Here is a 13,235-nt window from a genome sequence, read left to right as displayed (position 1 = left end):
AGCAGGCAAATGCGACCTCGGCATAGGCAACACCTATTACTGGGCGCTGATGTCCACGAACCCGAAACAGAAGGATTGGGCGGATGCGACCCGCGTGATCCTGCCGACCTTCGAGGGCGGCGGCACGCATGTGAACGTGTCTGGCGTGGTGCTTGCGAAGAATGCGCCGAACAAGGCCAACGCGATAAAGCTGATCGAGTGGCTCGCCGGCGATACGGCCCAGCACATGTATGCCGACACCAATTTCGAATATCCGGTGAAGGCCGGCATCAAGCTGAACGACATCGTTGCGGGCTACGGCAAACTCAATGCCGACCCGATGCCGCTTGCGAAGATCGCGCAGAACAAGAAGGCTGCCGCGAACCTCGTCGACAAGGTCGGCTTCGACAACTGATCGTCGATGCAAAAGTCGGCCCTCGCGCAAGCGGGGGCCGATCATTAACAGTTCCGGCGTAAGAGCTCCCCGCATTCGCGGGGACGACGGCCCTTCCAATTGATGTGACAGCAACCGACACCATATCCCCCGCGCCGCGGCTTTCGCTGCGACGCTCGCACATCGTCGCTCGGCTTTTTCTGATCGCGCTGGCGGTTGCGGTCCTGTTGCCGCTGATCAGCCTCACCGTGTTCGCTTTCCGCGGTGACGCCGAGATCTGGCCTCATCTCGTCAATTTCGTTCTGCCCAACGCCACGCGCGAAACCGCCCTGCTGCTCGCGGGCGTTGCCGCACTTACGGCGATTGCCGGGATCGGTACGGCCTGGCTCGTCACGGCCTACGATTTTCCCGGTCGCAATTCGCTGGTCTGGCTGCTGCCGCTACCGCTCGCCTTTCCGACCTACATAGTCGCTTACGTTTACGTCGATATCTTCGACGCGCTCGGGCCCGTCCAATCGGCATTCCGGATGCTGTTCGGTTATCGGACAGCGGCGGAATACTGGTTTCCGTCGGTACGATCGTTGCCGGGCGCGGTCATCGTCTTCAGCCTTGTTCTGTATCCCTACGTCTATCTCGCCGCGCGCACGATGTTCCTGACGCAGAGCGCGTCGCTGATCGAAGTCGCCCGCACGCTGGGCGCATCCCGATTGATGCTGGCGCGTCATGTCGCCTTGCCGCTCGCCCGCCCCGCTCTGGCGGTCGGTCTGTCGCTCGCACTTCTGGAAGCGCTGAACGATATCGGCGCAAGCGAATATCTCGGCGTACAGACGCTGACTCTGTCGATCTTCACAACCTGGATCAACCGGTCCAGCCTGCCGGGAGCGGCGCAGATTGCTTGCGCGATGCTCGTCATCGTCATCGCGCTGATGGCGTTGGAGCGCCACGGCCGCCGCCATCGCCGCTTCGTGACCTCGCCGCGTCGTCAGCGCACCGTGCCGCGCATTGCGCTCGACGGCCGCCCTGCATGGCTTTCCGCCATCTTCTGCGCCCTCCCCTTCGTGTTCGGATTTCTGCTGCCGTTCTTTTATCTGGCCTATGAGGTCGTGCTGCGCGGGCTGATCACGGGCTTCGATATCGATCTTCTCCGGTACACCGCGACGACCGTGACGCTCGCCGCGACCGCCACCGCCGTCGCGATCGCACTCGGACTCGCCGCAGCGATCGCGGTCCGGATCGTCCGTGGCACGTTCGCAACATCCTGCCTTGTCGTCGCGGGCCTCGGCTATGCCATCCCCGGCACCGTGCTGGCGCTTGGTTTGCTGACGCCGCTGGTCGGTATCGACACCATCCTGAATGCGGTCTCCGCGCTAGTCGGCGGACCCCATCTCGGCCTTGTCATTGCGGGCTCGAGCGCGGCGCTGGTGATCGCTTACGTGATCCGCTTCCTTGCGATTTCGACCGGGTCGGCACAGGCGGGCCTCGCGCGCATCTCGACAGAGATTGACGATGTCGCCCGCACCCTCGGCACAAAGCCCTCGCGTATCGCGTGGCTCATTCACCTGCCGCTGACGCGGCCGGCGCTCGGCAGCGCGGCGTTACTGGTCTTCGTCGACTGTCTGAAGGAATTGCCGGCGACGCTGCTATTGCGGCCGCTCAATGTCGAGACGCTCTCGACCTACATCTATCAATTCGCGACGCGCGGAAACTTCGAGGAGGGATCGCTCGCCGCGCTCCTGATCGTCGCGGTCGGAATCTTGCCGGTGATCCATCTCACGCGGTTTTCGGAGATCGCGCCCGCACCCGTGCCGCCATCGTCACGATGATCGCCCGACCCTTGTTCTTCACGCGAAGCGGCTCCCGCTCCGCGTGCAAGCGCCGACGGAGGGTCAGTTGCCGAACAGTCTCAGGCTGAACGTGTAGGTCAGGCCGAGCTTGGCGGTGTACTGGTTCTCACTGCCCACCTTCACAATCGGGGAATCGGCCGCGTCGCCGATCAGCCGGTCGTAGATGAACTCGCCGCGTACCGCCCATTGCGGAGCGAACTCGTAGCGCGACGTGAATTCGAAGCCGACACTCTTGAAGCCGCCGCCGGGCGAATAGGGCGCAAGCGTGCCGGACAGCGCCGACTCCGCCGGAGTAACGCCGAAATAGGTTTCCATGTAGTCGCGGTTCGCGAAGGTCGCGCGCGGACCGACGGTCCATTCGAACACCGGAGACGGGCGGAAGATGAAGTCGAGACCGGTTTCACCGACGATGCCGCTATGTCCACCGAGGCCATAGCGTGCCGCGATCCAGGGCCGCACCCAGTCGAACGTGTAGCCAACCTTGGCACCGAGCTCGAAGGTCGCGTCGACGTCGTTCAGACCGAACAGCTCGGGATAATCCGAGGTCTTGCGCTTCGACTGCCAGTTGAAGGATGGGCCGAACGACCAGCCCTGCTCGTAGCGTCCGTTCTTCACCACGCCGAAGCCGGGAAGACGCAGAAAATGCAGATCGACAAAGCCGGTCGGCCAGACCTCGTAATTCTTCGCGCCGGGATAGTCGGGCCGCACTTCGGCGCCGGCACCAAGCTCGATGACGAGGTCATAGGGATTCTGGACTGCGACAGGGGCCTTGACCGTAGCCGGCGGGATATCGGCGGCAAAGGCGCTCGAGCTGCCAAGGGCCAAGGCTGCAGCCAGCAGGGGGCGATGCATATTTAAGTGTCCCATTCCGGGCCGGAATTTCATTGAGCTCCTTGTAGCAAGCGTCGCGTAAACATTTCGGTAAAATGTTAGGCGGCGCAAAATTTGCGTAGCGTGTGCCTCGAGGGTGTCAGTTTGGCACCGCTACTGCCGCCCAAACAGTCGGCGCAGCCAATGCGGCCAGATCGGCGGGGACGCGAAGCTGTCGGAAAGCGCTTGCGAAGGCGAAACGGGATCGGGGGAGCGCTCGTCCGGATCCTTCGGCCTGAGCGTCAGGCCGCACCAGAACCCGTACAGACAGCCGACCAGGATTCCGAAGCCGAGAATCACAGCAAGCGCATGGAGAAAAGCGGCCAATGCGTCGCCCATCACCAACCCGTTCCGCGCTGCGGCGCGTGTTCATCCGCAGGGCGCGGTTTGATTCGCAGCCCACGCCAGAAGCCGAGCAGCATCAGGCCGATGAATCCAAGACTGAGGACCAGCGGCAATTTCACCCAGATCGCGGCGAGGATGTCGAACATGCAGTGTCTCCCGCCTCTTGGTCGCGGCACCAGGCACTTTCGTTCACCGCGGAGCTGCGCGATGGCCGCAAAATACCAGTCTTGACGTGCGAAGCACGCCTGCGATGCGCTAGACTCTGCTCCGCCTGATCGGCCCTGCACCGGAGCGACAATGTCCGAAGACGAAAAAACCGTTCGCCGTATCCTGCATTTCAAGTTCACGCTGCCGTCGGCGGACTCAGCGCAATTTCTCAGCATGCTGAAAACGTCGAAGCCCTATTCCACCATTTTCGGCGAGGTGAAGGTGCGCTTCCTCCAGAATGCGGACGATCGCGCCAAGATTCTTCAGATCGTCGAATATAACGCCCCGAAGTCCATCGAGGCCAACCGGCAGTCGCTCGCGTCCGACCCGCGGGTGCAGGCCTATCTGCAGGTCTGGCGCTCGATGGCGCCGAATGTGGAAATGGACGTGTATCAGGAACTGGAGGGATAGCTTTCGAAGCCTTCGGTTAGCGGCACAAGCGCACACCCGCGCTTGTTGCAAGTACGCTGCTCCGGACGAGCACGTTTGCTCTACCGTTGCGGCCCTCGCGACGCGCACGACAGCCGCAACGGAGAGGCTTGGTCAGTAGTACCGATAGCCGTACCCGCGCCCATAATACGGATAGTAACCGCCGTAATAACCACGGCCGTAATAGCCGCGACCGTAGTAGCCGCCGCCATAACCGTAATAGCCACGCCCGTAGCCGTAGTAACCGCGGCCGTAGCCGTAATAGTGAACGCTCTCGACCGGCGTGAGCGTCTCGGCGGTGACCGCAAGATTGCCTCCTGCGACCAACGGCGATGCCGAAGCGCCGTAGGGCACAGTTGCGAGCAGCGAAACGACGAGAATAATCAGGGGTGCCTTGCCATGCATCGAACCCTCCTGAGGTTCAGGCACGACTTACAGGGCCGCATGGCACTGCATCGTGCCGCTAGCTTCCACCCGCCTTCAGCATGGGCCTTAAGGCCGCGCGTTGGGAAGTGGCGCGGGACAGGCTCCGCATCACATTTCTGTAACTGCCGGGCAGTTCGCCGCGGCGCACACAACCGCTAGCTTCGCAGCTCCGTCAGCCCTTCATACAGTTTCAGCGCCTCGGGATTGGCGAGCGCTTCGGTGTTCTTCACCGGGCGGCCATGCACCACGTCGCGAACCGCGAGCTCGGTGATCTTGCCGGACTTGGTGCGAGGGATGTCCGCGATCTGGATGATCTTGGCCGGCACATGGCGCGGTGACGCGCCGGTGCGTATCTTCTTCTTGATGACATCGCGCAGGGCATCGTCGAGCGTCACGCCGTCCTTGCAACGAACAAACAGGATCACACGCACATCGCCCTCGAAATCCTGTCCGATGGCGATCGCTTCCATCACTTCCGGAATCTGCTCGACCTGCGCGTAGATTTCCGCAGTCCCGATGCGCACGCCACCGGGATTGAGCGTTGCATCCGAGCGGCCATGAATGATCAGTCCGCCATGCCTGGTCCACTCTGCAAAGTCGCCGTGGCACCAGACATTCGGGAAACGCTCGAAATAGGCAGCGTGATATTTCTTGCCGTCCGGATCGTTCCAGAACATCACCGGCATCGACGTGAAGGGCTTCACGCAGACAAGCTCGCCCTTCTCCTCGGCGATATGCTTACCACCGTCCGACCACACATCCACGGCCATGCCGAGGCCCGCAGCCTGGATTTCTCCGCGATAGACCGGCGCAGTTGGATCGCCGAGCACGAAGCACGACACGATGTCGGTACCGCCCGAGATCGATGCGAGATGCAGGTCCTTCTTGATGTCGGAATAGACGTAGTCGAAGCTTTCCGCTGCGAGCGGCGAACCGGTCGAGGTCATCACCCGCACTGACGACAGATCATGATTCTTCGCCGGATTGACGCCGGCCTTCTTGCAGGCGTCGATGTATTTCGCGCTGGTGCCGAACAGCGTGATTTTCTCGTCCTGCGCATAGTCGAACAGCACGTCCGGCTTCGGCGCGAAGGGCGATCCGTCCCACAGAATGAGCGTTGCACCGGCGCCGATACCGGACACGAGCCAATTCCACATCATCCAGCCGAGCGTGGTGAAATAGAAGACGCGATCGCCGTCGCGGACATCGCTCTGCAGCCGATGCTCTTTCAGGTGCTGCAACAGCGTGCCGCCACCGCCATGCACGATGCATTTCGGCACGCCGGTCGTGCCGGACGAATAGAGGATGTAGACGGGATGATTGAAGGGGACGCGCGTGTAGGTCACCGGCTTCGCCGAAAAATCCTTCAGGAAGGCATCGAGCGTTACCGCGCGCGGCACATTGGCCGCGACCGCGTCTGCAGTCTTCAGATAGGGGACAATGACGACCTTCTGCGCAGTGGGAAGCTGGCCGGCAATGGCCGCAAGCCGTTCGGTGAGATCGATCGACTTGCCGTTGTACCAGTAGCCGTCGACCGCAAGGAACAGCTTCGGCTCGATCTGGCCAAAACGGTCCAGCACGCCGCGTTCGCCAAAATCAGGCGAGCAGGATGACCAGATCGCGCCGAGAGAGGTGACCGCGAGCATGAGCCCGACCGATTCGGGCAGGTTTGGCAGCATCGCGGCGACCCGGTCGCCCTTCCCCACGCCGGCCGCGGCGAGCGCCTGCTGGGCGCGCGAGACGAAGCTGTGCAATTCGTCCCATGACCACCTGTAGGACACCTTGTCCTCGCCGCGGAACACCATGGCGTCCCCGCTTCCGCGCTTGCGCAGCAGGTTTTCGGCGAAATTGATCTGTGCGTCGGGGAAAAATTGCGCGCCCGGCATCTTGTCTCCGTCGATCAGCCGGCGCGCCCCCTTGTCGCCGATGACGCCGCAATAATCCCACACCTGATCCCAGAACAGGTCAGGATGGGCGACCGACCATGAATGCAGTTCCTTGTAGGAAGACAGTGCGAGGCCGTGGCGGGCATTGACCTGCCGCATGAAATCCATGACCTGGCTCGCGGCCGCGCGTTCCGGGCTTGGCGTCCATAGCGGTGCATCATTCATCGAAAAATCCCCCTCCGGCCGGCCGAGTGTAACCTGCTCTCATTACACTAGAAATAGCCCAGGCCGGCGCCCGGGCAGAAGGCCACGAAAGCGTCACAGACGGATGATGATTTGCAGCACGCGCAAGGTTGCGCCGTCAGACCCCGGGCCCGTATAATTCGGCCTCTTCTCGAAACCGGAAAAATGAAGTTGTCAGCGGTCACCGGCTTTAAACGCCTGGCTCTCGCAGTGGGTGCCCTCGTCCTGGGCGTTTTCGGTGCGCTGGCTGTGGTCTCGTTCCTGATTCCGACGGATCAGGTCCGCGAGGCCGTGAAATCCGAGATTCGCGCTGCGACCGGCCTCGACCCGTTGCTGCGGGGCGATGTATCGGTTTCGCTCTTCCCTTATGGCCAGGTCACTCTGGCGGATGTTGCCCTCGGCGAAGGCCCCGGCGAACCGCCGCTCCAGGCCAACCGTATCGTGGTTCGGCTGAGTTTCCTGCCGCTTCTGCTGGGGCGCATCGACATCGCGGATATCACACTGGCCGATCCGCGAATCCTCGTGGCCGTGGACAAGGCCGGCCGCTCCAACTGGGAGGGCCTGCGCACGACGCTCGACCGCGCGGTGGAGCCGGGCACGCCATCCTTCTCCGAGATCCGTATCAACAACGGCACGCTGATCGTGCGCGACGATTATCGCGACATCCACGAATACGTGTCCCACGCCGACCTGTCCCTCGCCTGGCCGGCGATATCGCGCAGCTTCGCGGTGACCGGCAGCGCCCGCTATCGCGGGGAGACGATCGAAGTCGGCGTCACGCTCGCCAACTTCGCCGCGGCCCTTCACGGCGAACGCTCGGTGCTGAAGCTTCGCCTCGCCGGTCCGCCCCTGAAGTTCACGTTCGACGGCGCAATGGCCACCCGGCCGACATTGAAGATCGAAGGCGCCGCCTCCGCCGATTCACCCTCGCTGCGACGTGCGATGGTCTGGCTCGGCAAGAAGCCGCTGCCGGGCGGCGGCTTCGAGCGGCTTTCGCTCAAGGCGCAGACCAACATGGTCGGCGGCACGATCGCGCTCTCGCAGGTGAATCTGGAACTCGACGGCAATGTCGCCGAGGGCGTGCTCACCTTCGCGGCAGATGGACGACAGACCCTGCAGGGCACACTCGCGGTCGATGCCCTCGACCTGACGCCGTATCTTTCCACCGTGCGCCTGCTGACCGGACCGGAGCGCGAATGGAGCCGCTCGCGGCTCGATCTCGACGGCCTCACGACCGCCGATCTCGATCTTCGCCTGTCGGCGGGCAAGGTGACCATCGGCTCGACCACTCTCGGACGCACCGCCATCGCCACCAACCTGCGTGGCGGGAAGCTGGGCGTCACCATCGGCGAGTCGCGCAGCTTCGGTGGCGTGATCCGTGGCAGCATCGGTCTTGCCAGTACCGATCAGGGCGCGACATTCGCTTCACAACTGCAGTTCGACGGGGTGAATCTCGAGCGCTGCATCGGCGATCTGTTGGGCGTGAAGCGGATCGAGGGCAAGGGCAGCATGACGCTATCCCTTGAGGGCTCGGGACCGAATGTGTACGCCCTGACGCGTACGCTCGACGGTGAAGCGACCCTGACCAGCACCAAGGGCGCACTCACCGGATTGAATGTCGAGCAATTGCTGCGGCGGCTGGAACGCCGACCGCTGTCGGGTGGAAGCGAGTTCCGGAGTGGCCGCACACCCTTCGAGGAATTGTCGATCAAGATGAAGATCGCGCAGGGCAATGTCACCGTGGAAGACGTGAACCTGCGCGGGTCCGCGGTGCGGCTCGATATCGCCGGCGAGGCATCGATCCCCTCCCGTGATCTCGATCTCAAGGGCGTTGCGACACTGGTTTCGGCGAACGCCAACAGCAAGTCATTCGAGCTGCCCTTTGCAGTCCAGGGCCCCTGGGACGATCCGCTCGTACTGCCGGATGCGCAGATCCTGATCCAGCGCTCTGGCGCCGCGGCGCCGCTGCTCGAGGCGCTGCGCGCCCGGCGCGACGCCGCCCGCACGCCGCCGGCAACGACACCCGCGGTGCAGACGCCTGAGCAGCCCGCGACCAAAGATGCGACCCCTGTTCCTGCCGCGCCATCACCGGCCAAGGAAGCTTCGACGCCACCGACCGCTGCGCCGGAACCTGCGCAACCTGTTCTGCCCGCCGCTCCTTCGATCGTGCCCGGACCGGAAGCCAAGCCGGAGGCGCCTGCTGCACGCGAAGCCGTCCTTCCGCCTGAGCCGGAGCCCGCCGCACCCATTGACGCGGCACCCGCGACGGAACCCGACGCGGCACAGCCCTCAGTGCCTGAAGCCGACGCCGCCGCGCCGGCGCCGACCGAAAAAGCCGAATAAACGCAATAGCCGATACGCTGTCCGTAGCGGCGTGAGCGCATTCGACTATGATTCGCCGATCGCGAATCAGAGACCGCGAATGCTGTTTCCCATGCTGCGCACGCTGGTGAAGGTCGCCGTTGCCTCACTCATCGTCGGCACCATCCTCTCGCATTTCGGCATTACAGCCGAGGCCCTGCTGCGCGAAGCGGGCGTGACACCCGAGCGCGTGACCGAATACGGACGCCGCGCCTGGGACTGGGCCGCGCCGAACCTGATGCTCGGCGCGATCGTCATTATCCCGGTGTGGTTCCTGGTCTTCCTGTTCAGGCCGCCAGGCGCCAGCAGCGAGTGATGTTTCCCTCTCCCGTTTCAAGAGAGGGACATCACACCGCCCGCAACATTCCCGTCTTCGGATGGCAGTTGCGATATTCGAAGAACTGCTCATCGGCGGCCGCGACCGTAACCTCGTGATAGAGGCGCAGCTTCGCCGCCGGACCGAGCTTCATCAGGTACTTCATCGCAGCACCGAAGATCGCCACATGCGTCGGATGCGATTCCGACCAGCGTTCGAGCGCATCGAGACTTCTCCACCAGCTCATGCCGAACGATTTCTCGACCGGCTTTCCGTCCGGGCCGACCACGGTCATGTACCGGTTGGCGAAGCAGCCGCATGACAGCCCCTCGTCGCGCAGGAAATCCATGCCGGCGCGCAACACAGGCTCGACATCGTCGAGATACATCCTCCGCTCGGCATCGTCGGTGTCAGACCAGTCCTGTCCGGAGCGGATCAGGCAGAGATTTTCGTGCGGTACGATCCGGATATGGCCGTTTCCGCCGTCCGCCTTCGGCGCGCCGGCCGGCGCCATTGCATCGGTCTGGCTGAGCGGTATGCGATCGCGCATGCCCCCCCAGTACGCGTGCTCTCGCACCATATCGCTCAGTCCGTCGGCCACAGCCGCAAGGCCTTCCATGCGACCGACGGAGGAGAACAGGGTCTCGTAACGCGTAATCGACGGACGCAGAATTTCGGTGAAGAAGCCGAATGGACCCGGTTTCTCCGCGCCCGCCCAGGCAGCGCCATGCGAGGCAAACCACGCGTCGAAACGCAGCGGATCGTCCCAATAGGCGATGCTGATGATCGTCTCGAAGCCTTCCTCATCGGTGTAGTGTGCACGATCCCAGTGACCGGGACCGTTCTCGGCTCCGAATGCAGTGGCGATCTCGGCCAGCGGCGCAGCCGTTGCGGCCTCGTCCGCCGCCTGGAACTGCAATCCGAAATAGGCCATGACCACGCGAGCGACGCTCGGCTTGTGACGCGCGACGAATGCCGGATACGGCGGCGTGTAATCGTCGCCGTATCGGGTGTGGCGGGTGCGCGCAGTCTTCAGGTAATCGGGGATTGCCGATTCCATCAGGCGGCCTCCTCGCTCCCGTCCTTCACCAGGGAAAGCCCATCGCTCCGCACCGCCTGGGTAGCGGGGGCATCGGCGCTTCCGCGCGTCACTTCGGCGCCCGTGCGCCGCTTCAGGACCACGCGATCACCCGGTGTCTTGTCGAGTACGAGACGCGTGACGTCAGGCCGTGCGTAATGTCCGGCCGGATCCGCGGCTGCCTTTGCGAGCGAGATCATGCCAAGATCGATATCGGCATAGACCAGCCCTTCCTCGGTTTCGGGCAACGGCGCGTGCATCAATTGGCCGTCCGGCGCGTAGATCGTCGCAAAGCCGCCGCCCTGCAGCAGCAATTGCTTCTTCATGTCGTCGCCGCACAGCATGTCGATCATGTCCTTCGACACGGTCGCGCAGGGTGCGATCACGAAGCAGCCGCCCTCGACCGCGTAGATGCGGCTTGCGGCATTGTTGACCTCAGGTCCGAGCGCATAGGCGCCGCCGCGATACAGCGAGAAGCTCGGCCACGCCGCAATATGGACCTGCTCGTTCTGCGCATACATCGCGTATTTCGACAACGGCTGAAGATGCTCCCAGCAGCACAATGCGCCGACGCGCCCGAGATCGGTTTCGAATACGGAGAGATCGGAGCCGTCGCCCTCGCCGAACACCGTGCGCTCGACATGGGTCGGCTTCAGCTTGCGACGCTTGGCGATGGTTTCACCGTCCTGGCCGATGATCCATTGCCCCATATAAAGACTGCCACCGTGCTTCTCGCTGTGGCCCATCACCACCATGATGTTGTTGTCTTTCGCCGCCTTGGCGATGCGCTCGGCTTGCGGCGAGCCATAGACGAGCGAGTTGTCGTGGTAGCGCTGGACGAACTGCATGCCCCAGGCGGGGGAATCGAGCCAGATGAACCACGGATAGCCGGGAATGAATGTCTCCGGAAACGCGATCAGCGACGCGCCATTCGCGGCCGCCTCCTTGATGAGGGCAACACACTTGTCGACCGTCTTGTCGAGATCGAGAAAGACCGGTGCGGCCTGCACCGCGGCGACCTTGTACTTCGGATGCGTGACGGACATGGGCAATCTCCCCTCTGAGAACGGCTTTGCGCGTTCAAACTGCGCAAATGCTAGGCCGACGCGCCGTTTCCGGCTTGCCTCCGCCTCGCGCCGGACTTGACTGAGCCTCGCATGCCCGTCTTCCCGAGCACGGATTTGCCTCATTTTCCGCGTGGACAGCAGCAACGGGCTTGGTACGCTTGGGGCATGCACAAGCTCTGGTCCACAGACGCTGTGGAAGCGCCGGATCGCCTCGCCTACTGGATCGAGGCGGTGTGCAACACCTATGTGCAGCTCGATTGCGACACGCCGCGGCGTGATGCCTCGTTCAGCGGAACGATCGAAGCCAATCAGCTCGCAACGCTTGGGCTGTCGCGTGTGACATCGTCACCGCAATGGGTTCGCCGCACACCAGCAAAGATCGGACGCACGACCGAAGACTATTTCCTGGTCAGCATCCAGACCAGGGGCCACGGCAAGATCGTGCAGGACGGACGCGTCGCGGAGTTGGCGCCCGGCGACTTCGCGCTCTACGACTCGACGCGGCCCTACGAACTCATCTTCGACGAGCCGTTCCAGCAGCACGTCCTCCAATTGCCGGGCGCCGTCCTGCGCGGGCGCTTGCGAAACACCGAGACGCTGACGGCGCGCACGGTTTGCGGCAACCGCGGCGCCGGCCATCTGATGATCGGCATGATCAATACGCTCGCCGCCGATATCGATACGCTCGAAGCCGGTTCGGTCGCTGCGATCGCGGAGAGCGTGGAAAATATTCTGGTGGCGGGGCTATGCTCGCTACCGGGCGCTGCCGATCCGGCGGTGTCGCAACTCACCGCCTATCATCGCGACCAGATCAAGACTTACGTTCTGCGTCACTTGCGCGACCCGCATTTGTCGGTGAACACGATCGCGGCGCATCTGAAGTTGTCGCCGAGCACGATCTATCGCGCATTCGCGGGCGAGCCGACGTCGCTCAACAGCTGGATCTGGAACCAGCGGCTGGACGGCGCGAAGCGTGATATCTGCGACCCCGCGCTTGCTGGCCGCACCATCACCGACATTGCCTTCAGCTGGGGATTCAACGACGCGGCGCATTTCAGCCGCATCTTCCGCGCGCGGTTCGGGTGCTCGGCACGAGAATTGCGCGCGTCCATCTCTACTTCGTTATAAGCGCGTCGCAATTACAACGCGCCCATCGCCTCACCCTTCTCCGCTGCCGCGTAACGCTTCGTCAGCAGCGAGGCTGCAACCACCACGACCGCGACAAACGCCAGCATCAGTGTGCTCACCGCATTGATTTCCGGTTTCACGCCAAGCCGGACCTCCGAATAAATCCGGATCGGCAGGGTGGTCGCACCTGGCGCTGTGGTGAAACTCGCGATGACGAAGTCATCGAGCGACAGCGTGAAGGCCAGCATGAAACCCGCCAGGATCGCCGGCAGAATAAGAGGGAAGGTCACCGTCATGAACGCACGAAATGGCGGGCAGCCGAGGTCCATCGCCGCCTCTTCCAGACTCCAGTCGAAGGTCAGCAGCCGGGACTGAACGATTACTGTAACGAAACCCATGGTCAGCGTGGTATGCGCCAGTGCGATCGTGACGATACCGCGCTCGATGTCGATGGCGACGAACAACAGCAGCAGCGCCAGACCGATGATGACTTCCGGCATCACCATCGGCGCATAGACCATTGCCGAGAACGGCAGCCGGCCGCGGAAGCGTCCCATGCGAACAAGCGCCAGCGCCGCGAGCGTACCCAGCACGGTCGCAAGGCAGGCCGACATGAACGCGACCCGGATACTGACCCAGGCCGCCTGCAGGATCGCAGAATC

14 protein-coding genes are annotated in these 13,235 nt (G+C 63.2%); 6 read left to right on the top strand and 8 right to left on the bottom strand.

From position 1 onward, the window contains the following. Positions 1-394 (top strand): extracellular solute-binding protein (locus tag VNZ93_RS24385; protein ID WP_325711685.1); only part of this gene is annotated, 394 nt, incomplete at its 5' end. Positions 395-498: 104 nt separating this feature from the next. After that, positions 499-2,196 (top strand): iron ABC transporter permease, encoded by a 1,698-nt coding sequence (locus tag VNZ93_RS24380; RefSeq protein WP_325711683.1) that lies wholly within the window; start codon positions 499-501, stop codon positions 2,194-2,196. Between the two features lie 63 nt (positions 2,197-2,259). Here VNZ93_RS24380 and VNZ93_RS24375 read toward each other — a convergent pair whose 3' ends face one another. The 3 genes from VNZ93_RS24375 to VNZ93_RS24365 all read right to left on the bottom strand — a co-directional run bounded on the left by VNZ93_RS24375 (position 2,260) and on the right by VNZ93_RS24365 (position 3,578). Next, a complete protein-coding gene (locus VNZ93_RS24375; RefSeq protein ID WP_325711680.1) occupies positions 2,260-3,069 on the bottom strand; it encodes a MipA/OmpV family protein in 810 nt (269 codons plus the stop codon). A 132-nt stretch (positions 3,070-3,201) separates the two neighbouring features. After that, a complete protein-coding gene (locus VNZ93_RS24370; RefSeq protein WP_325711678.1) occupies positions 3,202-3,429 on the bottom strand; it encodes a hypothetical protein in 228 nt (75 codons plus the stop codon). Continuing rightward, complete coding sequence (locus VNZ93_RS24365) at positions 3,426-3,578, bottom strand: hypothetical protein (protein ID WP_325711675.1); 153 nt, start codon at positions 3,576-3,578, stop codon at positions 3,426-3,428. Before VNZ93_RS24365 ends, VNZ93_RS24370 begins: the two co-directional genes overlap by 4 nt. Before the next feature lie 151 nt (positions 3,579-3,729). Here VNZ93_RS24365 and VNZ93_RS24360 point away from each other — a divergent pair, with 151 nt between their 5' ends. Continuing rightward, positions 3,730-4,050, top strand: coding sequence for a hypothetical protein (locus VNZ93_RS24360; protein ID WP_325711673.1), 321 nt, complete (start codon positions 3,730-3,732; stop codon positions 4,048-4,050). Positions 4,051-4,182: 132 nt separating this feature from the next. On the opposite strand, the gene VNZ93_RS24355 is transcribed toward VNZ93_RS24360, so the two are convergent. Together VNZ93_RS24355 and VNZ93_RS24350 are read right to left on the bottom strand one after the other, a co-directional pair. Beyond that, entirely contained in the window at positions 4,183-4,473 is a 291-nt protein-coding gene (locus VNZ93_RS24355) for a hypothetical protein (protein ID WP_325711671.1), read from the bottom strand. A 176-nt stretch (positions 4,474-4,649) separates the two neighbouring features. Continuing rightward, positions 4,650-6,605: an acetoacetate--CoA ligase gene (locus tag VNZ93_RS24350; protein WP_325711668.1), complete on the bottom strand. Its 1,956-nt coding sequence runs from the start codon at positions 6,603-6,605 to the stop codon at positions 4,650-4,652. A 228-nt stretch (positions 6,606-6,833) separates the two neighbouring features. Here VNZ93_RS24350 and VNZ93_RS24345 point away from each other — a divergent pair, with 228 nt between their 5' ends. Then, entirely contained in the window at positions 6,834-8,966 is a 2,133-nt protein-coding gene (locus VNZ93_RS24345) for an AsmA family protein (RefSeq protein ID WP_325711665.1), read from the top strand. 79 nt (positions 8,967-9,045) lie between these two features. Beyond that, positions 9,046-9,300: a DUF6460 domain-containing protein gene (locus VNZ93_RS24340; RefSeq protein WP_325711662.1), complete on the top strand. Its 255-nt coding sequence runs from the start codon at positions 9,046-9,048 to the stop codon at positions 9,298-9,300. Positions 9,301-9,331: 31 nt separating this feature from the next. Here VNZ93_RS24340 and VNZ93_RS24335 read toward each other — a convergent pair whose 3' ends face one another. Both VNZ93_RS24335 and VNZ93_RS24330 read right to left on the bottom strand, forming a co-directional pair. Continuing rightward, positions 9,332-10,360 (bottom strand): phenylacetaldoxime dehydratase family protein, encoded by a 1,029-nt coding sequence (locus VNZ93_RS24335; RefSeq protein ID WP_325711659.1) that lies wholly within the window; start codon positions 10,358-10,360, stop codon positions 9,332-9,334. Next, positions 10,360-11,424 carry a carbon-nitrogen hydrolase family protein gene (locus VNZ93_RS24330; protein WP_325711656.1) on the bottom strand — a complete coding sequence of 355 codons (1,065 nt, stop codon included), beginning with the start codon at positions 11,422-11,424 and terminating at the stop codon, positions 10,360-10,362. Before VNZ93_RS24330 ends, VNZ93_RS24335 begins: the two co-directional genes overlap by 1 nt. A gap of 186 nt (positions 11,425-11,610) precedes the next feature. Here VNZ93_RS24330 and VNZ93_RS24325 point away from each other — a divergent pair, with 186 nt between their 5' ends. Further along, a complete protein-coding gene (locus VNZ93_RS24325; protein WP_325711653.1) occupies positions 11,611-12,573 on the top strand; it encodes a helix-turn-helix domain-containing protein in 963 nt (320 codons plus the stop codon). An 11-nt stretch (positions 12,574-12,584) separates the two neighbouring features. On the opposite strand, the gene VNZ93_RS24320 is transcribed toward VNZ93_RS24325, so the two are convergent. Continuing rightward, positions 12,585-13,235, bottom strand: a 651-nt coding sequence (locus VNZ93_RS24320) for an ABC transporter permease (protein ID WP_325711650.1), incomplete at its 5' end; no start/stop codon positions are given.

The sequence above is a fragment of the Pseudorhodoplanes sp. genome (assembly GCF_035565795.1).
Classification (GTDB): Bacteria; Pseudomonadota; Alphaproteobacteria; order Rhizobiales; family Xanthobacteraceae; genus Pseudorhodoplanes.
The sequence above is the reverse complement of the archived record's forward strand: the minus strand, read 5'-3'. Positions and strand labels throughout refer to the sequence as shown.